Origin of the sequence: Oceanobacillus timonensis (assembly GCF_900166635.1) — a bacterium.
Taxonomy (GTDB): domain Bacteria; phylum Bacillota; class Bacilli; order Bacillales; family Amphibacillaceae; genus Oceanobacillus; species Oceanobacillus timonensis.
The window spans coordinates 1377774-1400471 of sequence record NZ_LT800497.1 but is presented as its reverse complement, the minus strand read 5'-3'; the positions used below and the strand labels follow the sequence as shown (position 1 = coordinate 1400471).

The following is a 22698-nucleotide window of genomic DNA, read 5'->3' as shown; positions in this document are numbered from 1 at the left end:
ATTTGTTTATGCATCACTTAGAAACTACGAAAGTAAATCAGACGAAACGTGCGCTTTCTTTAGACCTTGCACGCGGATCTATGCTCTTTTTAATTATCCTCTCGCATATCCCATTGTTTTTATACACGATAGAGCCAGGGGTCATCACCAAAGTTGCCGGCAGTACATTCTTAGATCATTTCTTCAATTTTTTAATGGAAATCCTTGTAGACAACCGGGCGCGTCCATTATTTGCCGTTTTGTTTGGTTATGGTCTCGTTATGATTTATCGGAAGCAATGCGAAAGAAATGATGCAGCAGAAGCAATGCGTATAATAAAAAGACGCTGCTGGTATCTGATATTATTCGGTGCAATACTCGCCGGTGTCGCTGGTGGACAGGATATCTTGATGACTTATGGTATTGCTGGGCTCTTTTTCGCCTTCAGCTTAAAAAAAGATAATAAAAAGATAAAGAAATATGTGCTTCTTTCTACGGTGATATGTATCCTATATATCCCGCTTTTTTGGGGTGGCGTCCTTGTCGAAAATCAGGCGTACGGGTTACCGGTAGAATTAACCGGACAGGAAACATATTCAGGTACAATACTTGAACGGTTAGTCTCTATCCCGATTATTCCATTATTCACGCATCTTACCTTTCCGGTTATTCCTTCTATCTTAATGGGGATTTGGCTGGGGAATTTAAATATACTCATTCAACCAGAAAAACATATCAAACTGTTAAAACGGTTAACCATTGGCGGTTTAACCATTTCCCTTGCAGGTGCTATACCGTTGGTGTTGATTAATGATGTCTGGTTTCCTGACCTTTTCACCGCTGGATTTGCGTACGGTGTTCATATCCTTACTGGTTTTGCTGGCGGCGTAGGCTATGCAGCACTATTTGGACTGTTGGGAATTGCTATTACGAAGCGTGGGTTGATTATACATGCAATCGCAGCAATGGGAAAACGTTCCTTAACATTTTTCGTAATCCATGAGATTTTGACAGTTATCCTCTTGTCTCCTATGGCTTTTCATTTAGGAGCACACTTAACTGTCACCACTTCCGTATTGGTCGGTATCTTGATGTGGATGTTTACTTTATCGATTGCGTACTTGATGGAACGTCAGCAAATCAATGGTCCATTGGAGAGCTATCTGCGTTATTTGGTGTATAACAAGCAAAGGAAGAGGACAATGTCATAAGATGATAAAGTAAAAAACTGCATTCCCCAGGAGATATTCAAAACCTCTTGGAAATGCAGTTCTTTTTAAAAATATTTTATCTTATTTCTTCAGCTTCCAGCCAAATACAGGCATATCATTCGCTTCCCCATAATCTTCAATACGCTCTGCCTTTTTCAATACTTCCATATCCTCCTCTGAAATGGTAAAGTCCACTCCAGCATTATTTTCCATATGGTCCGGATTTGCTGTTTTAGGCAATGGAAGCAAGTCCAACTGCAACGTATAGCGAATACTTAATTGTGGGATGGAAACACCGTATTTTTCTGCGATAGCTTCCACTTCTTTATTTTTAAACAATTCACCATGAGCAATTGGTGAATAAGCCTCAACAAGAATGCCTTGCTCTTGCGTATATGCAATCAAATCAAATGGTGTATTGCTGATATGAGCTAAAACTTGATTGACCATCGGTTTGACCTTGCAATGATCAAGAATATTATCCAAATCCTCTTTTTCAAAGTTAGAGACACCAATTGCACGAAGTTTTCCTGCCTGATAAGCTTCTTCAAGAGCCTGCCAAGCTTCCCGATTTCCTTCAAAGAAACGGTCTTCTCCCGTAAAATCCGCCCATGGTTGTGGACTGTGAATAATCATCATATCAATATACTCAAGCCCTAATGCCTCCAAGGATTGATCAATGGCCGAAACAGCTTCCTCATACGATTTCACTTCTGCGGCAAGTTTGGTAGTGATAAATAAATCTTCTCTGTTCACGCCACTATTTTTAATTCCTTGGCCAATCCCCTGTTCATTCCCGTATGCTTGTGCTGTGTCAATGTGACGATAACCGATTTTCACAGCATCTTCTACAGCTTGTGCAGCATCGTCATTGTCGATAAACCATGTTCCCAATCCTAATTTAGGAATATCAACGCCATTAGCCAGCTGATAATTTTCGTTTAAAATCATTTGAACATCTCCTCGTATAAAGTGAATCAACTCTATTTTGCAGTATATCCGCTTGGTATTTTATTATAAGACCTAAAGTCGACTCCAGGTCAACCGCTGAGATTGTCATCAGGCAAAATGTTACTGTTAAATTTTCTTCGTTCTCATTTCCAAAATAAAAATGCATGCTTGTCACCCTTCTTTATCACAGAAAAAGATAAAGAAGGTGAAGTAATAACGTATGAAAAACATTTGGATATTCTTTATCTGAAAGCGACAAAATATCAATTAAACGTGTATAATGAATTTCGTGACGAAAATCGTCAAAATTCCACAGTTTTTTATTTCGTATCATTCACTGGTAAAATAGATAATGAGTTTGGATACGAAGTTTCTTTTTGTTTAATGGAGGTTAAGACATATGTTCAAGAAAAAACCAGATAAATTTTCCCTTTATCTCGTTGATTTTGCAAAACATTTACATGAAACAGCAGATTATTTTGTTCATTTTAAGGTAAAAGATTCGGAGACACTGAAACAATTTTCCGATACCGTAAAAAAATATGAATCCATGGCTGATGATAAGGTTCATCAAATCATTAAAGAGTTAAACCAGGCCTTTATCACGCCGATTGAGCGGGAAGACATTCTCCAGCTTGTCAATAATCTGGATGATATTATGGATGGAATTGAAGAGTTTTCTTCCAGGATGGATATTTATCATATTTTATCTTCCGATGATTACATTGATCAATTTACAGATTATATATTGAAATGCGCCGAGGAAATTTTGGCATCTATGGAATTAATCGCAAACTACCAATTAAAAGATGTGGAAGCGCACGCCATTCGGATTAAAGAATACGAAAGCAACTGTGATGAGTTATATCGAGAGTCCTTAAGGCATTTATTCCAAACAGAAAAGGACGCTATTAAAGTGATCCAGTATAAAGAAATTTATGAAATTCTGGAAGAGATAGCAGACTATTGTCAAAATGTAGCAAGTACACTTCAAAGTATCATCATGAAAAACGCGTAAAAGAGTGGTTAAAAAATGGATTATCTTACTATAATTATCGTATTGATTGTAATTTTTGCTCTTCTCTTCGACTTTATTAACGGGTTTCACGATACAGCAAATGCCATTGCCACATCTGTATCAACCAAGGCCCTGACACCCAGAAGAGCAATCATCTTAGCAGCTATTATGAATTTTGCCGGAGCGTTAACCTTTACGGGTGTTGCGCAAACAATTACGAGCGGAATTACAAATCCTTTTGAATTAGATAATGGGCTGGCAGTTATTTTAGCTGCTCTGATTGCAGCGATTATCTGGAATTTAGTTACTTGGTATGCAGGGATTCCAAGCAGTTCCTCCCATGCAATTATTGGGGCGATTACTGGAGCAGTCATTGTGTCGGCAGGGTTTCCTGCGATTCATTTTCAGGGTTTTATCTCGATTCTTGAGGGCCTGTTCTCCTCTCCTGTTATTGCTTTTATCATCGGATTTATCATATACAGCATCATTAAAGTTATCTTTAAAAACAGTAATTTAGCCAAGACAAACAAACGATTCCGGCTTGTACAAATCGTAACAGCCTCGGTACAATCCTTTGCTCATGGTACGAACGATGCGCAAAAATCAATGGGGATTATTACGATGGCACTGATTGTCGGAGGCATGCATACAACAACGGATATTCCTTTTTGGGTACAGGCTTCCTGTGCAACAGCGATGGCGCTCGGAACTTCCATCGGCGGATGGCGCATTATTAAAACCGTTGGCGGTAAAATTATGAAAATCCGCCCGGTAAATGGTGTCGCAGCTGACCTTACAGGAGCTACGGTTATTTTTGGTGCAACACTCATTCATTTACCTGTAAGTACGACCCATGTTATTTCATCCGGTATCCTCGGGGTGGGAGCCTCACATCGGCCAAAAGGAGTAAACTGGGGTGTAGCCAAACGGATGGTGATTACTTGGATTATTACGTTACCGATAACTGCTGCGCTTGGTGGAGTTATTTATTATATTTTAGATGTATTCCTTTAAAATGGAATGGGGTATCATTACGAGCTGTTCAGTGAATCTTGAAGAAAGGTTGATATATCAATCTATGTTGCATGTTTGTTTTGTAGGGCAGGGAGAAGGTTCGCTCCTTCCAGCCCCTTGTCTCCCTGCCGTCACTTTTGATCATCGTACAGGTTAGATGACTTCCTGCATCTCCTCACCCAAGTTTTCTCTTCCAATCTGTCGTCAGCTTTCATCGGCTCGAATTTCCTCATTACTACGGAACCATCCGCCACCTCTCGTTCATATAATGTTCCAGGCTGGGCTTTGCTTGCAGACCTTTCCGATTCCCCTTCGCAGAAAATATCCTGTCCATCCTTCTCCAATTTGGAGGGAGGATACTGCTTCGGCTACCTCACTTTAAAGGGGGAAAGTAAAGGATGGTTTTGACCCGCTTAGATTGTGCAACAGTGGAGCATATGTAAAACTTCAGGCCTTCCATAGAGAATAAAACTCCCAGAGGAATGAAATCTTTTTTCTAAAAGTATTTTATTTTGTTACTTTAGCTTCCAGCCAAATACAGGCATATCGTTCGCTGCACCGTATTTTTCTGCAATAGCTTCTACTTCCTTATTTTATATAGTTCACCATGAGCAATTGGTGAATAAGCCTCGACAAGAATGCCTTGTTCTTGCATATATGGAATCAAATCAAATGGGATATTGGTAATATGAGCTAAAATCGGATTGACCACTGATTTGACGTTCCAATAATCTAAAATGTTGTCCAAGTCCTCTTTGTCAAAGTGAGATACACCAATCGTACAAAGTTTTCCTACCTAATAAGCTTCTTCAAGAGCCTGTCAAGCCTCTCGATTTCCTTCCAAGAATCGGCTTTCTCCCATAGACTCTGCCATGGGTGTGGACTGTAAATTATCATCATATCAATATAATCAAGCTCTAATGTCTCCAGGGATTGTTCAATGGATGAAACAACTTATTCTTACGATTTCATTTCTGCGGCAAGTTGGGTTGTGTTAAATAAACCTTCTCTGTTCACACCACAATTTTCAATTTCTTTGCCAACACCGCTTTGATTCCCGTTTTCTTGTGCTGTATCACTGTGACAATCACCGATTTTCACCGTATCTTTCACAGCTTGTCCAGCTCGTCATTGTCAATAAACCATGTTCCCAGTCTTCATTTAGGAATATCAACTCCATTAGCCAAGTGAAAATTTTTGTTTGAAATCATTTAAATAACTTATCGTTTAAAGTGTATTAACTATATTTCACAGCATTTATAGAAGCCATTATATTAAATTACCAAAAGTCAGCCTCAGGTCAACAACTTAACTTGTAATTCAATTAAAAATTCCAATATATATCTTTTGTTTATTTTTAAAACAATACACGGATGCAACATCATCGCAATAATAAGTTCGTAATTTTTCCAGAACTTCGATAAAACAGAAAATATAGCCGCTTCACATAATCCTTTCATCAAAAGGTTATGTTAATAGGAAAGAACATTTTCAAGTAGAAGCCAAGAGGAGGCTCTTTTCCATGAGTAAAAACAAAAGAAGTTTTTCCAATGTATTCATATACGCATCGATTATTGTCGGAATACTGGTGATATTGGGTGCTGTATTCCCTGACCAATTCGGTGACATTTCTGGTGCGATAGGGACATGGGTTACAGAAACATTTGGCTGGTATTATATGACCACGTTTACTTTTATACTGTTTTTCAGTATTTTCCTTGGTCTCAGTCCAATTGGCAAACTCAAATTGGGTAAACCAAATGATAAACCGGAGTTCAATACAATATCTTGGCTAACGATGCTATTCAGTGCTGGTATGGGGATTGGTTTGGTGTTTTATGGATCATCAGAACCTATTTCTCATTATTTAGCTCCGCCGAATGCCGCTCCAGAAACGCAAGCTGCCTTAGCAGAAGCAATGCGCTCTTCTTTCCTGCATTATGGACTCCACCCTTGGGCCGTATACGGTATTATCGCACTGACATTGGCCTACTAGCAGTTTAGAAAAGGGGAGCTTGGTTTAATTTCGAAAACACTGCGCCCTATTTTAGGAGATAAAGTAGATGGCCTTATTGGAGATATTGTTGATGTATTAGCCGTATTTGCAACCATTATCGGGGTAGCCGTATCCTTAGGTGTCGGCGCGATACAAATTAATGGAGGTTTAAACTACCTCTTTGATATGCCCAATAATATATGGATGCAGGGAGTGATTATTGCTGTTGCGACTGTGTTGTTCTTAATCAGCGCTTGGATTGGATTAAGCAAAGGGATGCAATATTTAAGTAATTTGAATATGATATTAGCTGCCTTATTATGTCTTGCTGTGTTAATTCTGGGCCCTACCTTACTGATACTTAATATGATTCCGAGTGCAGCCGGGGATTACTTTAACACTTTAATATTTAACAGTTTGGATCCAGCACCATTAAACGAACAAAAGCATGAATGGATGCAGGAGTGGACGATATATTATTGGGGCTGGTGGATGAGCTGGAGTCCTTTTGTAGGTATTTTTATCGCAAGGGTTTCCCGTGGCAGAACCATCCGAGAATTTATTCTGGCCGTATTATTCGTTCCGACCGTTGTGAGTTTTATTTGGTTTAGTTCTTTTGGGTTAACAGGGATTGATACAGGACAAAGTGTACCGCAAATATTTGACATGCCGCCTGAAACACAGCTGTTTGGCATTTTCAATGAAATGCCTTGGGGTATTGTTTTTTCTATTATTGCCTTAGTGTTGATATTATCTTTCTTTGTTACTTCAGCTGATGCTGCCACATTTGTATTAGGCATGCAGACTGCTTTTGGAACGCTCCATCCCAAGAACTATGTCAAAATCATATGGGGAATCTCGTTATCCACCATTGCATTTGTATTACTTTTATCGGGCGGAGAAACCGGCTTGGAAGCCTTACAATCTGCCGCCATTATCTCCGCACTTCCTTTTAGTCTGGTCGTCATATTAATGGCGATAGCCTTCTTCAAAGATGCCGACAAGGAAAGAAAGTATTTAGGATATGCACTGACGCCTAACAAAAAAAGAATGAAGGAATACAAAGAACAGACGAAAGACGAAGAAAACGATACAAGTCAAGAGTAACGTTATTTAGCAGATGGAAAATGACTGGAACCGAGCAGGAGAAGGTGACTAACCTCCGACCTTTCACACCATAGTATACGGCGGTTTCATTTATTGCAACGCTTCGTTAGATAGCTATTAGCTAGTCTCTTTAAGCCTTGGTCTGACCAGTATTGGTCACCAAATACTTTATGCACGAAAGAGCTATTTGCGGCTGGCTAATAGCTCTTTCGTGTGTTTGCGCATTCCCATGCTTTCCCTTTCTTGATTCTGTACCTGACGAGATTCCTTATATTTCTTTTTCCCACTCTTCCTCTCCATCTCCCTGCTTCATTGGCTCTATGTATCCTTTGGCAGTCTGGGATTTGGGGTATTAGGCAGCCTCACCCAAGTACATCTAGCCTTCTATGAAGTATGTGTCCCTAAGAGTGGAGATTTGTTGCCAACTTTTTCAGATTCTGTGTCACCCCAGACACCCTTGTCTTGAGCCAGCCTCTATTACTGACTTCTTGGCTCGGGAATTTAACCCTATAGAGTGTGCACTTGCTTAGCACACTAAAATAATTCCTGCCAAAAAATAATTGGCAGGAATGAAGAAAAAGACAAATACGATCTCCATTATCTTTTTTACAATCAATGTACAATCAAGACTGGACATTCAGACAGCTGAGAGACTTTATGACTCACGCTGCCTAACATAACTCCTTTTACTCCGCTAATTCCACGGCTTCCGATGATAATCATGTCCTGTGCATGCTCTTTTGCATATTCTAAAATTTGATGCGCAGGGTCTCCTTTAAGAGAAACGGTGTTTACAGTTGCTCCTTCCAAGGTCATTAACTTGTTTTTCGCCTTTTCCAATATGTCTTTACTTTCATTTTCCAATTCAAGTAAGACATCCTCTAAATAGTCTTTCGGAACATACGTTAACCCTGGTGTTACATTTTCCTTGCTGACATTTACTAATACAATCGTGACATTCGAACGGTTTATATCAACCATACTTCGTGCAGCTTCCAAAACCTTGTTACTTACTTCTGATTCATCAATAGCGACAAGAATATTGTTAAACATTAGCATTATCCTTTCCTTCTAATTATTTTTTGAAGTACCAACCACACGGTTTCTTGCTGCCCCTAAACCAGATATCAAGAGCAGAATAGAAGCTCCAAGCAAGATGAGAAGCGGAACTGTCCAGCTATCTGTTGCATCATGTAAATACCCAAAAAGCGTTGGACCAGCAGCTGCCAGCAAGTAACCGATCGATTGAGCCATACCAGATAATTCCGCAGCTTGTTGTGCATTTTCAGTCCGCAAACCAAAAAATAACATGGAGAGACTGAAAGCAAAACCTGCTCCAATTCCTAACAAGATGATCCATAAAATAACCAGACTGGCGTTTCCGCTAATTAATCCCAGCGTTCCGACAAAAAACAATACTGCTGTTATCGTAACTAACAAACGCTGGTTAACCATCCGCCCTGCAATAATAGGCACAATAAAGGTAAATGGAAGTAACGCTAACTGCATAACAGAAAGTAACCAGCCGGATTCATCTGAATGGATGCCATATTGCATTAAAATTTCCGGCAACCATGCAATAAGCACATAAAATATCATAGATTGTAATCCCATAAACAAAGTAACTTGCCATGCTAATAACGATCCCCATAAATTGACATTATCCTGCTTACCTGTGCTCCCATCAGAAACAACAGCAGCTTGCTTATGGCGATTTATTATTTGAGGCAGCCAGAATAAAATAGAAACAAAACTGAGAATCCCCCAAATACCCAATCCTCCTTGCCATCCTGCTCCAAAATGGACTGCTAACGGAATACTTAAGCCTGAGGCCATTGCTCCAATTAAATTCATGGAAATGGAATATACGCCCGTCATTAATCCAATCTGTTTCGGAAATTCCTGCTTAATCAAGCTGGGCAATAATACGTTCGAAACGGAAATCGCTAATCCAAGAAGCGCAGTACCAATATATAAGGTCGCCATTCCAGACCAAGAGCGCAAAACAATCCCGATCGTAAGAAATATAAGCGATATGAAAATAACCATCTCCACGCCAAATTTCCGCCCCAGTTTAGGTACGATTGGAGAAAATAGCGCAAAAGCTAATAAAGGCAATGTCGTAATAATACCTGCTAATGTATTGGAAATATGCAAGTTATCCTTAATCATACTAACTAAAGGTCCCACCGAAGTTAAGGGAGCCCGTAAGTTCGTTGCGACAAAGATGATGCCTGCAATCATTAACCCAACTGCAAATTTTCCTGCGTTAGGATGCGTTTTTATATCCTGATGTTCCATTGTCTCCCCTCCTCATTTTTAGACAACATTATATTTTTTGTCTCATACATCCATTTTAGTAAATTGAAATGTATCAAAATGACAACAAAATATACTATAATATACTAAATTATAATTGTCTACCGTTTTACATGTGATTCTTCATTTGTAAAACATGAGAAGGCAAAATAAAACCCCTTTCTCAGCCGAAAAAGGGATCGATCATTAGATTCCATATCTCAACATCATATGAAGCACTACTTTTTCTTCCGAATGATTTATATAGGAATGGGAGGTATCCGCAGTAAAATGAATAGAATCATATTCCTTTAAATGATAATAACTTTCATCAATTTGCAGCGTGATATTCCCAGTCATCACAGTCACGGTTTCTGTTGTATTAGAAGGATGTGTTTCCGGAATATATGTACTGTTTGGCTGTAAATAAGCTCGATAAGTCTCTATTCCAGCATTCGCATCCTGAAATATAGGTTCTATACTCCAATTATTATCATCGCCAGTTATTTTAAATCCTTCCCCAGTTCTGGAAAGAGTAACATTGGTATCTTTTGAAAAGATGGACATCAGGGGGATAGACAAACTTTTCGATATTTTCCATAACACAGCAATCGTTGGATTAGTTTCGCCTCGCTCAATATTACCAAGTGTTAATTTACTCACACCGGATAGTTCAGATAAATCCTCCAAACTTAATTGCTTTTCTTTACGCAGTTTTCTCAGTACTGAGCCTATTTGCATAACGACTTCTTTGCTTTCATCGTTTTCCTGATTCATTTCAATCCTCCCAGAAATCAAATATTAAAGGGTATATCTTTTCTACTGTCCAATAAAAAGCATACTATAATATAGTATAATTGATTTTTCATTGATTTCCACTAATTATAGTTTGTTTATTAAAATGTATACGTAAACATTTATTTTAAGTCTCTGTTCTGCAAGGATATATCATCTTTGCAGAACAGAGACTTATTTCCCAGGAGCTGCTTATTTGCGGTGCGCCTCCACGACTTGAATAACACGATCGATTGCCTCAACAGCCGCTTGATGATTTTGTGAGAAATTGATACGGAAGCTATGCTGAAACTGCGGACCGAATTCTGTACCAGGTGTTACGGTCACTGCTGCTTGAAGCCGAAGCACTTTGACAAATTCATTTATCGAAATATCCAGTTCGGGAATGCTTGGAAACAGATAACTTCCCGCCTCTGTGGCTCTAACCGTGAACCCTTCAGCGGATTGCAGTTTCGCAACTATATCATCACGTATGGCCTGGTGCTGCGCAATTCGTTTATTCATCCAGCCATTTGGTTCAGAAAACCATGTTTTCAAAACAGCTTGACTATATCCTCCTGCACGAAGCGATACAATAGCCTGCAGTTTTTCCATGCGGTCGATTATTTTAGCTGATCCAAATGCAACACCTAACCTGTATCCGCTGAGAGATTCTGTTTTCGACGGTCCCATAATGGTAATAACATTTTCAGGATCAACGATATTTTGCGCACATAAATGGGTATAAGCCCCTTCCTCAAAAATTAAGCGCGCGTATAATTCATCAACAATAACGGATGCGCCATATTCTTGAGCGAGCGCTGCAATGCGGTGAATTTCCCCCTGTGAATAAATCACTCCTGTAGGATTATTCGGATTGGAAAATAAAAAGAGTTTCACTCCTGCTTGGAAAGCTTCCTCCAATTGGGTTAAATCTAACCCCGCCGAAGTATCTGTTCCCAAATAATCCATTTGAATCGGAACCACTTCCCCATCAAAAAATTCAACCAATTTTCTATTCGCAAAGTAATCCGATTCTACGATTGCCACTTTATCTCCTCTGGCAACAGTTGAACCCATCGCCAGAAACAAAGCTCCTTGTGTTCCTGGAGTAATGATAAAATTCCGTTCCGCATCAATTGCGGCACCGGTAAACGCAGAAACTTTTTGGGCTAGACGCTCCCGGATATCTTTACTACCGCGATATTCCGTATAAGCTTGTTTTCCTCCGGTATGAACACCGTCCACAAAAGCATCCAAAGAACCGGGAATGGGTTCAAAAGCATCCACATCCCCATGTGAAAAATCAACCGGCGTTCCAGGAATTTTTTCATACTTCCATTCCATTTCATCGGTATGCTGCCTGACTTCCTGCCCCGGTGCATATTCCGCACCAAGTTTTAGAAACTTCTTTTCAATAGCATCCATAAGGAATCCCTCTTTTCTTTTTAGATTTTTCCTCACTTTACATATTATTTCTAATTTCTTGTTGTTATCATTGTAGCTCTTATTCTTTTCTTAGTTCAACACGAAAAATAAATATCCTTTTATGATAAGCCTAACGATAAACCATTCACTCATTTATTTAAAAAATACAGCCGACAAAGGCATGAATATACACTTTCCTTCATACCCTATTTTAGAGGTGAGATAATGGGAAGAGTAGCTTACCGAGAAGCAGACATTGACTTAATGGCAAGGATGATGAGGGCGGAAGCAGAAGGCGAAGGAAAACAAGGAATGCTGTATGTTGGAAATGTCATTGTTAACCGTGCTGTAGTAGATTGTAGTGATTTTGCGGACTTGAGAACCATCGAAGAAGTTATTTTTCAGGTTCAAGGAGGCAATTACTCTTTTGAGGCCGTTCAAAAAGGAAATATGTTTTACCAAAGAGCAAGACCATTTGAAAGAAGACTAGCAAGACAGAACTTGGAGAGTTGGAGAGATCACCCGGCAAAGTATGCACTCTGGTACTTTAATCCTTACGCTCCCTGCCCTCCTACCTGGTATGATCAGCCTTTTTCCGGTCAATTTATGGACCATTGTTTTTATGAACCAGCTCCCGGAACGTGCGAAAGTGTTTATTCGTGATAATAAACTCCTATTCTCTGATGGTTCCGAGTATTTATTGCGTCAATCGAAAAAATAAATCTCCAAAGAAATAACTGCATAAGTTTGAAGAAGTCCTGGATCTTTTTGTTACCAAAAGTTCCAGGACTTCTTTTGATGCTATATCATTACAGCGGACCAACTACCGGGTGAGGTACATAAGGCTCTTCTAAAAATGCGACTTCCTCTGATGTTAATGTAATGGAAAGTGCAGCTACTGGATCTTCAATATGAGACAATTTTGTGGCACCAATAATTGGCGCTGTTACAGGCTCTTTCTGAAGTAACCAGGCAAGCGCGATTTGAACACGTGGTACACCATGCCTTTCTGCAATTTCTGCAACGCGCTCTACTACCAGTCGATCTGTATCCTCTGTCGCACCATATTTTGACTTCTGAGATTTGTCTGTTTCAGAACGTTTCGTTGTCTCGGACCAATCACGTGTCAATCTGCCTGAAGCAAGCGGGCTATATGGCGTTACCCCAATTTTTTCTGCTTTACAAAGCAGAAGCATTTCTCGTTCCTCTTCACGATATAAAAGATTTAAATGGTTTTGCATGGAAACAAATTTGGTCCAACCATTTTTCTCTGCCACATGATTTGCTTTTAAGAACTGCCAAGCATACATAGCAGAGGCTCCGATATATCTTGCTTTTCCTGCCTTCACCACATCATGCAATGCTTCCATTGTCTCTTCAATCGGTGTGTTATAATCCCAGCGGTGAATGATGTAAAGGTCCACATAGTCGGTTCCGAGACGCTCCAGACTTTTATCAATTTCACTCATAATGGCTTTTCTAGAAAGCCCGACTGCATTCGGTCCTTCATGTGTTGGAAAATAGAGCTTTGTTGCAATGGCAATCTCGTCCCGATTAGCATAGTCTTTGAGAGCTCGTCCCATAATTTCTTCACTTATTCCATTGGAGTAAACATTGGCCGTATCAAAAAAATTAATGCCAAGTTCAAGCGCTCTTTTTATAATAGGACGACTTTGCTCCTCATCAAGCACCCATGGATGAATCCATTTTTCTGGATCACCAAAACTCATACCGCCTAAGCACAGTCGAGAGACATCCAACCCGGTATTTCCAAGTTTCACATATTCCATTCTGAAACATCTCCTTTCATTTCATGTACACACTATACCCTTTAAAGCGAACTTTAAGTCAATGATATTGTTTTTTTATTACATGAATTGGAAGCGAATATCTTTCTTCATTCATTTTTTAATAGAAATGTTCTGAAAAATAGAAAATCTTTTATAACATCCAAAATATGGTTCGCTTTCAGTGTTGACCTAAAGCCAACTTTAAATGATATTATTTAGTTAATGTTACACGATTAGAGCTTTTGTAAGCTAATCTTTGTAATATAACCCCAAAGAAATAAAGTATGCGAAAGGAAGCAGATATAATGATACTGACATTGATCATTTCCCTTATTTTAATTGGCGGCTTTTTCATTGGTTTAAGGCAAGGATTAGTCTTGCAATTTGTGAATATAACAGGTTTTATTGTTTCCATTGCTGCTGCTTATCTATTTTTTAATGATATCGCTCCGCATTTAAGCTGGATTCCTTCCCCTGGTGCAGATAGTTCGTTTGAACCTATTTTTTATCAAACAATTGCCTTCCTGCTCTTGCTTATTGGCACACAAATTTTATGGAACATTTTGGGTTCCGTCTTAAATGTATTGGCGAATTTACCTTTGATAAATATTGTAAACAGCTGGCTCGGCGGCGCATTTGGTTTTGTAAAAGTATATCTCATTCTTTTTCTATTTTTAAATCTAGTTGCTTTTGTTCCAATTGTTTCCTTACAAAAGTCTGTTTCTGATTCAACGCTGGCACAGACGATGCTCCAACGTACACCTATTCTTTCTGAAAAGGTAGAGGAATTGTAATAAACGATTTTCATGAGTCCTTTTTCTTGACCTAAAGTTAACTTGAAGTATTAGAATGGTACGTACAATGATAAGGAGGTAGAAATAATGCAATCAAATTGGACACAAGAACAACTGGAAACTTTCTCAACAGCGGATGATATGTATATCTCCCCTTTTTACAGTGATGGGGAAACACCAGGAACACCAACTTGGATTTGGTCTGTCGTAGCAGATAACCATTTATATGTACGTGCTTATAATGGCCAACGCTCCAGATGGTATCAATCAGCCGTTGAGCAAAAAGCAGGAAAGATAAAATTAGCTGGTCAAGAATTTGATGTAACGTTTGAACCGATGGATAATGATGCTGCATTAACAGAAAAAATAAATGAAGCCTATCGAGAAAAATATGGTTCCAGCATGTATCTTCCTCCGATGCTCGGAGAAGGACCTGTCAGTGCAACAGTAAAAATAGTACCGCGTAATGCGTCATAGAATGGAACAAAATCGCTAACGCGACTAAATCACGTCCCAAGTAGATGCTAATCACTTGGGACGTTTTTCGCTTCAATCATAGTGCCATTACAATGCGGACAATGAAGTTCTACTTCATCCCTATTATTTTTNTGGAGTAAACATTGGCCGTATCAAAAAAATTAATGCCAAGTTCAAGCGCTCTTTTTATAATAGGACGACTTTGCTCCTCATCAAGCACCCATGGATGAATCCATTTTTCTGGATCACCAAAACTCATACCGCCTAAGCACAGTCGAGAGACATCCAACCCGGTATTTCCAAGTTTCACATATTCCATTCTGAAACATCTCCTTTCATTTCATGTACACACTATACCCTTTAAAGCGAACTTTAAGTCAATGATATTGTTTTTTTATTACATGAATTGGAAGCGAATATCTTTCTTCATTCATTTTTTAATAGAAATGTTCTGAAAAATAGAAAATCTTTTATAACATCCAAAATATGGTTCGCTTTCAGTGTTGACCTAAAGCCAACTTTAAATGATATTATTTAGTTAATGTTACACGATTAGAGCTTTTGTAAGCTAATCTTTGTAATATAACCCCAAAGAAATAAAGTATGCGAAAGGAAGCAGATATAATGATACTGACATTGATCATTTCCCTTATTTTAATTGGCGGCTTTTTCATTGGTTTAAGGCAAGGATTAGTCTTGCAATTTGTGAATATAACAGGTTTTATTGTTTCCATTGCTGCTGCTTATCTATTTTTTAATGATATCGCTCCGCATTTAAGCTGGATTCCTTCCCCTGGTGCAGATAGTTCGTTTGAACCTATTTTTTATCAAACAATTGCCTTCCTGCTCTTGCTTATTGGCACACAAATTTTATGGAACATTTTGGGTTCCGTCTTAAATGTATTGGCGAATTTACCTTTGATAAATATTGTAAACAGCTGGCTCGGCGGCGCATTTGGTTTTGTAAAAGTATATCTCATTCTTTTTCTATTTTTAAATCTAGTTGCTTTTGTTCCAATTGTTTCCTTACAAAAGTCTGTTTCTGATTCAACGCTGGCACAGACGATGCTCCAACGTACACCTATTCTTTCTGAAAAGGTAGAGGAATTGTAATAAACGATTTTCATGAGTCCTTTTTCTTGACCTAAAGTTAACTTGAAGTATTAGAATGGTACGTACAATGATAAGGAGGTAGAAATAATGCAATCAAATTGGACACAAGAACAACTGGAAACTTTCTCAACAGCGGATGATATGTATATCTCCCCTTTTTACAGTGATGGGGAAACACCAGGAACACCAACTTGGATTTGGTCTGTCGTAGCAGATAACCATTTATATGTACGTGCTTATAATGGCCAACGCTCCAGATGGTATCAATCAGCCGTTGAGCAAAAAGCAGGAAAGATAAAATTAGCTGGTCAAGAATTTGATGTAACGTTTGAACCGATGGATAATGATGCTGCATTAACAGAAAAAATAAATGAAGCCTATCGAGAAAAATATGGTTCCAGCATGTATCTTCCTCCGATGCTCGGAGAAGGACCTGTCAGTGCAACAGTAAAAATAGTACCGCGTAATGCGTCATAGAATGGAACAAAATCGCTAACGCGACTAAATCACGTCCCAAGTAGATGCTAATCACTTGGGACGTTTTTCGCTTCAATCATAGTGCCATTACAATGCGGACAATGAAGTTCTACTTCATCCCTATTATTTTTATCCACACTAAATTCACCAATGATATACTCCGGGACTTCATCGGTTCCATGGCAATCTAAACATTGAAATAATATGATCTCCATTTCTTCTTTTAAGCCAAAAGGATCCTCTTCATCCAGCCAATCTGGAAAAAATTCATCTGATTTATCCGGCTCTTTTGGGTTTGTCAATTCCGTATCTCCTCCTTCTTTCTTTCTCTACATCCTCCATGTAATGATAAATCCACCCATAGTCAGCATGCCATATTCCAATGAGCTCCATCTGTTTACGGCAACACGGACATTCCAAAGGGTCCTGTTCAAATGATTCTATCATACGTTGACGGTATGTTTTTTTCTTACGTTTTGCTTCCAAAAGAAACGAAATCTGCTTCGTTCTCATGAACGCATATAAACTCAATATTTGTTGCGCTTTACGATGAGCCCTTCTACTATACAGCCCATATCTCCCAACCATTCGAAAATGCTTTGGTGGAATGTGTTGTAATATTTCAAATAAGAACCTGTACACTGGAACCTTTTTATCTACACGTTTTCCTGTTTTATGATCCTCATACCAGTAATGAACTGTTTCCCCATCATAAGATTCAATACGATATTCGGCGATAGCTGGTCGAGCTAAATATCTGCCGATATACTTGGCTACACGCTTGGCATTGTTCATTTTCTTCTCTGCATTGACATAAAAGCCTTTCGGATACCTTTGATATAACTCATTAATAAGTTCTATGATTTTCGGTGTTGCAGGAAACCACTTCTTCAACAAATCTAAGACAACTTTTTGCCAGGACTTTCTTAAAAAATCATAAGGAACATATCCATTATTAACCCATTCATTTTGATTATCTAACGCACCTTCTGTCACCAATGCATGTATGTGAGGATTAAACTTTAAATCTCTTCCAAACGTATGAATAACCGTAATAATCCCTGAACGGAAGCCTCTTTTCTTACCTTTCTTTTTATTATGGTACTGAAATACTTCGGCTACCTGTTTACTTAATTCATTTAATTTTTTTCGGTCATTATAAAATATGTTTCTTAACTCTCGTGGAAGTGTAAAGACCATATGGCGATGCGTAACATTAAATATCATTTCCTGTTGTTTGTCTGACCAGTCATCCGTATACTTTTTCCCACAACGGTGGCATAGTCTGCTTTTACAAGTAAAACACACGAATTTAAGAGAAGGATCCCCTTCACATCCTAAACACTCATAGCGAGCATATCCTAAATCACGTGTCCCGCAACGAATTGTTTTTTCTACCGTTTCTTTTATATGTTCACGATACGTTTTCGGAAAACGATCAGCATGGAACTCCCAAAATCCAGCAAAATGGTCTTTTAAGATTTCTTTAATAACTCCGCTTCCCTTTCTCATATCTCTACCCCTCCAGTGAGTTAATAAAAGTGTAACATAAAAGTTATCCACAGCTAGAGAATTTTATAATTTCCTAGACAAATATAAAACCGTCTCCATCGATCATGGATGGAGGCGGTTTTTTCATGATAGAAAATATAGAATAAGCATTCGGTAAAGAGGGTTAAGTGTATACTAAAAGTCATTCCATGCTGTTTAGCTGAGAATTTTTTAGCGGTTATCCGGGCTTTAACACTCATTTTCGGAAGCAGTTTGATTTTCGACACACTTTTTTCTAAAGATAATTATATCTACGTTAAATCATCTGCTTATCTGCCAAGAGTACAAAGCCAAGCAAATCGCTTGTTTCTAGCATTAATCTTCAAATGATTCCCGGAGTATCCTTACTTCTTTCACTTCAAGACTAGTTAATTCAGCTATTTCTTCATCCGAATAATTCCTGCTCAACAGCTTTTTGGCAAAACCCCGTTCCGCTTCTGTCCTGCCTTGTTCCATACCTTTTCTGATTCCTTCTTCCTCGATTTCTCTATACACTTTTCCAAACGTCGGGGTGTCTCTTAACTTTTCCAAACCCATGATTTTTTCCTCCTCTTTTTTGTTTTGTGCGATGGGTAACGTTTCATACAGTTGTTCCTGCAAATCTGAGGGAATCAGCATCATATAATCTATGAAATACACTAATGCGGCGAGGTAATTGGTGCGGTGCGAATATTTTTCAAATGCCAGGCGGAGAAGCTGCTGTTTCAACCGGTATCTTTTTTTGTCATCTTTGTCGGTTTTGTCAGTGTTTTCACTGGTATACATGCCGGCAAGCACCGCTAAAGCAAATGGATTATCCGATTTTTTCAGTTCTTCTTTATCTTTTCCATGAAATCGATAAGTGTTATAGGTATAGGTTAATTCGGTGCCGTAAAAAGAATAGCCGAATGTGTCTTCATGCTCTTTCTGGCTGGCATCTGTCAACAAGGCGATGGAGTAGATCGAATGGCTGGTTCTGTCATAAATCCGGTAAAAATATTTAAACATGCGTTCTGCAAATTCTTTTTTTCCAACCGCCTGCACTTCGATGTGGATGAAGACGTATTTTTCCTCTCCATTCTTTAGATGTACTTTGACGATTTTATCTGAATATTTGGTTCTTTTTTTGGTTTTCATTAAAAATTGAAAAAGCTCCAGATTTTCAAAATGTACTCCTCGTTCAAAATCAATTTCCGGATACAAATCCGGTGCAAAAAAGGCCATGAATTCTTGAAACAACTCTTCAATCAAATTCTTCCAAAGTCCATCATAATCAGGTTGGTTTACGCGATAACTATTTGTACTTTCTTTGACTGTATTTAGCATTAGTTTACCACATCTCCAAGTAATAATAAATTTGTTTTCATCCTACTTGTTTTGTGCAAGGAAAGCAAAATCGTAAAATTGGATTTTCCACGTTGAAAAATGGATGCATAAAAGAAATTTCGCGCCGATATTTTATGTTTTTGGATTATAAAATGGCATCTTTTTTGATTTTTAATGATTTTTCTAAATCACAGAAAAAGATTGCTTTTTTAAAATCGCAAAGCACCACGATGTGGATCCCATCCGGTTTCAGCCTATCGCTTCTATAAATAGATTTTGTTGAATCAACGATTGCTTCACCCGTAATGGCTTTTTGTTGATAGAACCACGTTATTTGTTTGAAGAAGAGCTGTTTTCTATCACAGTATCTATCAGATAATTATTCATGAAGCGACGGATGAACGCATACTCAAAATCTGCGTATCCTTGAAAAATCAAATGGAATTGAATAACCCGACGACATATTATTTATAGCGAGATCAGGTAATCTTTTAAGAAGCTGCGTATGTAATGACCTATTCTATCGCTTTACAAATTTTTAAACATATGGAAATATATTTTATCAATCTATCAACATATCGACCTATCGACAAATTTTTTTAAAGAAACTAAAATGGTTAAATAATTATATAGAGGGAGGAATAGCATTATCTTTTCAAAACAAGGAAAACAAAACGTAAAAAAGTTTCTGTTTGTTTCTATCATTTTGGGAATCGCCCTAACAGGTATGACTATTCCCAATAATGCAGTAGAAGCAGCAAACACGCGCATTTATATCGATCCAGGGCATGGTGGATCTGACCCAGGAGCATCAGCGAACGGATTACAAGAAAAGGATGTAACGTTGGATATCGCATTGAAAACCAGAGATATTTTAAATGAACAATATAGCGGGCACACCATTAAACTTTCTCGGACGTCCGATGTTACCAAATCATTAGATACGAGAACGAATGAGGCAAATAATTGGGGAGCTAACTTTTTTGTTTCCATACATATCAATTCCGGTGGGGCTACAGGCTATGAATCTTATACATGGAATGGAAACTATGATAATAAAGAAAGAACCAATGCCATAAGAAACACCATCCACAATGAAACGGTGGACCAAACAGGATTCACCGATCGTGGGAAAAAGCAATCTAATTTACATGTCTTACGCGAATCGAGTGCGCCAGCTATCTTAACAGAAAATGGGTTTATCGATAACACAACAGATGCGGACAAGTTGAAAAACGATGCCGATTTAGAAGAAATCGCACAAGGGCATGCGGATGGAATCGCTAGAGCGCTTGGATTGCCTGCTAAGTAAGATTTGTTCTTTTTCAAAATGACGAGCAAAGTTAGAGCAAATGGAACATTTTTCATGATAATCGTACCGCTATCTACAAATGAAGATGGCGGTACAATTTATGTGTGAGATTATATATTTGACTCATCTTTCCACCATTTGTCCTCAAATAATATACTCCATTCGGTTTCCACATTGATAGTATGAATTCCTCATTAAGACATTAATGAAAAAACCTTACGTTCAAAGTCAATGATTTCCTCTAGAACACTTACTGTTAAAAAGACTATAAAACCCTACTTACAAGTTCATTTAAGCCTAGCCGTTTAGCTGATTAAAACAGCCTGCCCGTTATAGCTAGTACATTAAAGAAACAACTGCTGAGCTATCTTTTCTTCAATGCTTACACCTAATATACTAAGAAAATTCGAATTATCTTCTATTTATACGACAAAAATAAAAAGCCTTTCTGTGACAGAAAGACTTTTTATCCATTATAAATAATTATTTAACAACGTTAGCTGCTTGTGGTCCACGACTACCTTCTTCGATGTCGAAAGTAACTGCTTGACCTTCTTCTAAAGTTTTGAATCCTTCGCCTTGAATTGCTGAGAAGTGTACGAATACATCGTCTCCGCCTTCAACTTCGATAAATCCAAATCCTTTGTCTGCGTTAAACCATTTTACTGAACCTGTGTTCATATGAAATTCCTCCATTGTGCATAGTGCACACATTTATTACTTTGGTTGTTCTGATAATAATTCAAGACGATGATATACATTGTGAAGTTATGACATAAATCCTGTATTGCTAGCACGAACAATTAAGTTATTTGTAGTATAACACATGCCATTCAAAAAAGATACCCTTCTATATATATATTTGAAAGACGGTTTTCTTGTTCAATATAATGCATTCTTTTAAGTAACATAATCATAAATGTAATATATACTCATTTGTTAAATTTTTTTCGTTATAGTTTAATCTTCTATAACTTTTAAGTGATCATCTTGTTCACTTTGTACCCATTCGTTGCTCACGTTTCATCTTCTCCTTTACAAAGAAATACCAATCTAATTTATATTCGTTCAACATAAAATTATAAATTCCATTCCAATTTGCAAGGACATGCATAGAATATACTTTATGAAAAACTTCCTTAGTCAATTCTTCATTGTCAATATATTCATTTCTCATGCCTTCAGCTAAGTTGAAATCATTTTCTTCTAACATATCTAATAAAGCTCTTATATGATTTGCCGCAGTAAAAGTTTCTTTATGATAAGGGATCTTTTTATTATATTCAATGCCATAATCACCAAAGAAACTATTATTCGTGTCTTTCATAACAGGTGATTCCCATTGAATATCTCCCCAGTGCCAGTCACCACTTGTATTTAGATTACACTTAAGATTTAATGCATGCAATTTAGTGATATATTTCATAGGAACCACCTCTTTCCGTTAATATTCATTTCAGTACTATTATACCACAAATACACGTTTTCTAATGATCATAACTCCAATTCATCTTCAAATCCAATAGGTTAATATCCCATGATATAATTATAATCAAGTGGCATATTCCGATAGCCCATGTCTTCATATTTTCTAATTGGTTCATCACTAATATATGACTATGTTTCTGGAATGACAACCGTCCCCAGTTAATAATATCTTCCCAATCCACTCCTTCATTCAATAAAATATTATAATTAACCCCTCGTTCTCCATCATAGAAATCGCCATACACTTCAATGTCGTCAATTTCATAAAGTGAAACTTCATTCAGTGGGGGTTTTTCTTCATCCTCCACTGAATGGTAGTTGAACGAATCGGGCCGTTACTGGCTGTTCGATCTCCCACTTAGAATTTTCGAGTTTCCGCTATTCTTGAAGTGGGAGTTTTACAAAAGCCCTTCGATGGGACGAGTAATCGCAGTCCCAGCCAATTACACTGCGATAAATGATTTCGGCTTCCTCACCCTATTTCTATCTCTTTATCCGTTTCCATTAATTCCTTTCATTCTTCTCCATTTTAACGGCGAAAGTTACCATTATAAGGAATCATTCATACAGCAATAACTCGGGACGGCAAGTGACATTCATTTTTCACTTGCCAAA

General features: G+C 38.0%; 21 protein-coding genes and 3 pseudogenes. 10 read left to right on the top strand and 14 right to left on the bottom strand.

Translation table 11 applies throughout. The features are described from left to right. Positions 1 to 8: 8 nt before the first annotated feature. A complete protein-coding gene (locus B7E05_RS06770; RefSeq protein WP_080873488.1) occupies positions 9 to 1190 on the top strand; it encodes a DUF418 domain-containing protein in 1182 nt (393 codons plus the stop codon). A gap of 81 nt (positions 1191 to 1271) precedes the next feature. Here the strand turns inward: B7E05_RS06770 and B7E05_RS06765 are convergent, their stop codons facing one another. Continuing rightward, positions 1272 to 2141, bottom strand: a complete 870-nt coding sequence (locus tag B7E05_RS06765) for an aldo/keto reductase (protein WP_080873487.1) — start codon at positions 2139 to 2141, stop codon at positions 1272 to 1274. Positions 2142 to 2541: 400 nt separating this feature from the next. Here B7E05_RS06765 and B7E05_RS06755 point away from each other — a divergent pair, with 400 nt between their 5' ends. Together B7E05_RS06755 and B7E05_RS06750 are read left to right on the top strand one after the other, a co-directional pair. Continuing rightward, complete coding sequence (locus B7E05_RS06755; protein ID WP_080873485.1) at positions 2542 to 3159, top strand: DUF47 domain-containing protein; 618 nt, start codon at positions 2542 to 2544, stop codon at positions 3157 to 3159. Between the two features lie 15 nt (positions 3160 to 3174). Beyond that, positions 3175 to 4173 carry an inorganic phosphate transporter gene (locus tag B7E05_RS06750; RefSeq protein WP_080873484.1) on the top strand — a complete coding sequence of 333 codons (999 nt, stop codon included), beginning with the start codon at positions 3175 to 3177 and terminating at the stop codon, positions 4171 to 4173. Positions 4174 to 4753: 580 nt separating this feature from the next. On the opposite strand, the pseudogene B7E05_RS21890 reads toward B7E05_RS06750, so the two are convergent. Both B7E05_RS21890 and B7E05_RS22090 read right to left on the bottom strand, forming a co-directional pair. Then, positions 4754 to 4954, bottom strand: a pseudogene (locus B7E05_RS21890) (aldo/keto reductase); the annotation flags it as partial. A 179-nt stretch (positions 4955 to 5133) separates the two neighbouring features. Continuing rightward, a complete protein-coding gene (locus B7E05_RS22090; RefSeq protein WP_179134481.1) occupies positions 5134 to 5286 on the bottom strand; it encodes a hypothetical protein in 153 nt (50 codons plus the stop codon). Between the two features lie 409 nt (positions 5287 to 5695). On the opposite strand from B7E05_RS22090, the pseudogene B7E05_RS06735 reads away from it, so the two are divergent. Beyond that, a pseudogene (locus B7E05_RS06735) lies at positions 5696 to 7276 on the top strand (BCCT family transporter). 612 nt (positions 7277 to 7888) lie between these two features. Here the strand turns inward: B7E05_RS06735 and B7E05_RS06730 are convergent. The 4 genes from B7E05_RS06730 to B7E05_RS06715 all read right to left on the bottom strand — a co-directional run bounded on the left by B7E05_RS06730 (position 7889) and on the right by B7E05_RS06715 (position 11776). Beyond that, positions 7889 to 8329, bottom strand: a complete 441-nt coding sequence (locus B7E05_RS06730) for a universal stress protein (RefSeq protein WP_080876237.1) — start codon at positions 8327 to 8329, stop codon at positions 7889 to 7891. Between the two features lie 18 nt (positions 8330 to 8347). Then, a complete protein-coding gene (locus tag B7E05_RS06725; protein ID WP_080873482.1) occupies positions 8348 to 9577 on the bottom strand; it encodes a CynX/NimT family MFS transporter in 1230 nt (409 codons plus the stop codon). Between the two features lie 204 nt (positions 9578 to 9781). Next, the gene (locus tag B7E05_RS06720; RefSeq protein ID WP_080873481.1) at positions 9782 to 10351 is read right to left on the bottom strand and encodes a helix-turn-helix domain-containing protein; all 570 of its coding nucleotides are present in this window, start codon (positions 10349 to 10351) and stop codon (positions 9782 to 9784) included. Between the two features lie 210 nt (positions 10352 to 10561). After that, positions 10562 to 11776, bottom strand: coding sequence for a pyridoxal phosphate-dependent aminotransferase (locus tag B7E05_RS06715; RefSeq protein ID WP_080873480.1), 1215 nt, complete (start codon positions 11774 to 11776; stop codon positions 10562 to 10564). Between the two features lie 225 nt (positions 11777 to 12001). Here B7E05_RS06715 and B7E05_RS06710 point away from each other — a divergent pair, with 225 nt between their 5' ends. Beyond that, on the top strand, positions 12002 to 12439 hold the full coding sequence (locus B7E05_RS06710) for a cell wall hydrolase (protein WP_080873479.1): 438 nt from the start codon (positions 12002 to 12004) through the stop codon (positions 12437 to 12439). Positions 12440 to 12585: 146 nt separating this feature from the next. Here B7E05_RS06710 and B7E05_RS06705 read toward each other — a convergent pair whose 3' ends face one another. Continuing rightward, a complete protein-coding gene (locus B7E05_RS06705) occupies positions 12586 to 13566 on the bottom strand; it encodes an aldo/keto reductase (protein ID WP_080873478.1) in 981 nt (326 codons plus the stop codon). A gap of 305 nt (positions 13567 to 13871) precedes the next feature. On the opposite strand from B7E05_RS06705, the gene B7E05_RS06700 reads away from it, so the two are divergent. Then, positions 13872 to 14360 (top strand): CvpA family protein, encoded by a 489-nt coding sequence (locus B7E05_RS06700; RefSeq protein ID WP_080873477.1) that lies wholly within the window; start codon positions 13872 to 13874, stop codon positions 14358 to 14360. Between the two features lie 87 nt (positions 14361 to 14447). After that, positions 14448 to 14837 (top strand): DUF2255 family protein, encoded by a 390-nt coding sequence (locus B7E05_RS06695; RefSeq protein WP_080873476.1) that lies wholly within the window; start codon positions 14448 to 14450, stop codon positions 14835 to 14837. Between the two features lie 133 nt (positions 14838 to 14970). Here the strand turns inward: B7E05_RS06695 and B7E05_RS06690 are convergent. Then, positions 14971 to 15156: pseudogene (locus tag B7E05_RS06690) on the bottom strand (aldo/keto reductase); the annotation flags it as partial. 305 nt (positions 15157 to 15461) lie between these two features. Here B7E05_RS06690 and B7E05_RS06685 point away from each other — a divergent pair. Both B7E05_RS06685 and B7E05_RS06680 read left to right on the top strand, forming a co-directional pair. Next, positions 15462 to 15950: a CvpA family protein gene (locus B7E05_RS06685; RefSeq protein WP_080873477.1), complete on the top strand. Its 489-nt coding sequence runs from the start codon at positions 15462 to 15464 to the stop codon at positions 15948 to 15950. A gap of 87 nt (positions 15951 to 16037) precedes the next feature. Continuing rightward, positions 16038 to 16427 carry a DUF2255 family protein gene (locus B7E05_RS06680; protein ID WP_080873476.1) on the top strand — a complete coding sequence of 130 codons (390 nt, stop codon included), beginning with the start codon at positions 16038 to 16040 and terminating at the stop codon, positions 16425 to 16427. Positions 16428 to 16474: 47 nt separating this feature from the next. On the opposite strand, the gene B7E05_RS06675 is transcribed toward B7E05_RS06680, so the two are convergent. From B7E05_RS06675 to B7E05_RS06665, 3 genes are all read right to left on the bottom strand, one after another. Continuing rightward, positions 16475 to 16729 (bottom strand): hypothetical protein, encoded by a 255-nt coding sequence (locus B7E05_RS06675; RefSeq protein WP_245833003.1) that lies wholly within the window; start codon positions 16727 to 16729, stop codon positions 16475 to 16477. Next, positions 16704 to 17939: an IS91 family transposase gene (locus B7E05_RS06670; protein ID WP_080873475.1), complete on the bottom strand. Its 1236-nt coding sequence runs from the start codon at positions 17937 to 17939 to the stop codon at positions 16704 to 16706. The genes B7E05_RS06675 and B7E05_RS06670 overlap by 26 nt, the downstream gene beginning before the upstream one ends. Before the next feature lie 354 nt (positions 17940 to 18293). Continuing rightward, positions 18294 to 19283, bottom strand: coding sequence for an Rpn family recombination-promoting nuclease/putative transposase (locus tag B7E05_RS06665; protein WP_080873474.1), 990 nt, complete (start codon positions 19281 to 19283; stop codon positions 18294 to 18296). A 727-nt stretch (positions 19284 to 20010) separates the two neighbouring features. Here B7E05_RS06665 and B7E05_RS06660 point away from each other — a divergent pair. Continuing rightward, positions 20011 to 20595 carry an N-acetylmuramoyl-L-alanine amidase family protein gene (locus tag B7E05_RS06660; RefSeq protein WP_080873473.1) on the top strand — a complete coding sequence of 195 codons (585 nt, stop codon included), beginning with the start codon at positions 20011 to 20013 and terminating at the stop codon, positions 20593 to 20595. Positions 20596 to 21078: 483 nt separating this feature from the next. Here the strand turns inward: B7E05_RS06660 and B7E05_RS06655 are convergent, their stop codons facing one another. Next, complete coding sequence (locus B7E05_RS06655) at positions 21079 to 21276, bottom strand: cold-shock protein (protein ID WP_040984073.1); 198 nt, start codon at positions 21274 to 21276, stop codon at positions 21079 to 21081. Between the two features lie 313 nt (positions 21277 to 21589). Further along, on the bottom strand, positions 21590 to 22021 hold the full coding sequence (locus tag B7E05_RS06650; protein ID WP_080873472.1) for a hypothetical protein: 432 nt from the start codon (positions 22019 to 22021) through the stop codon (positions 21590 to 21592). Between the last annotated feature and the right edge of the window lie 677 nt (positions 22022 to 22698).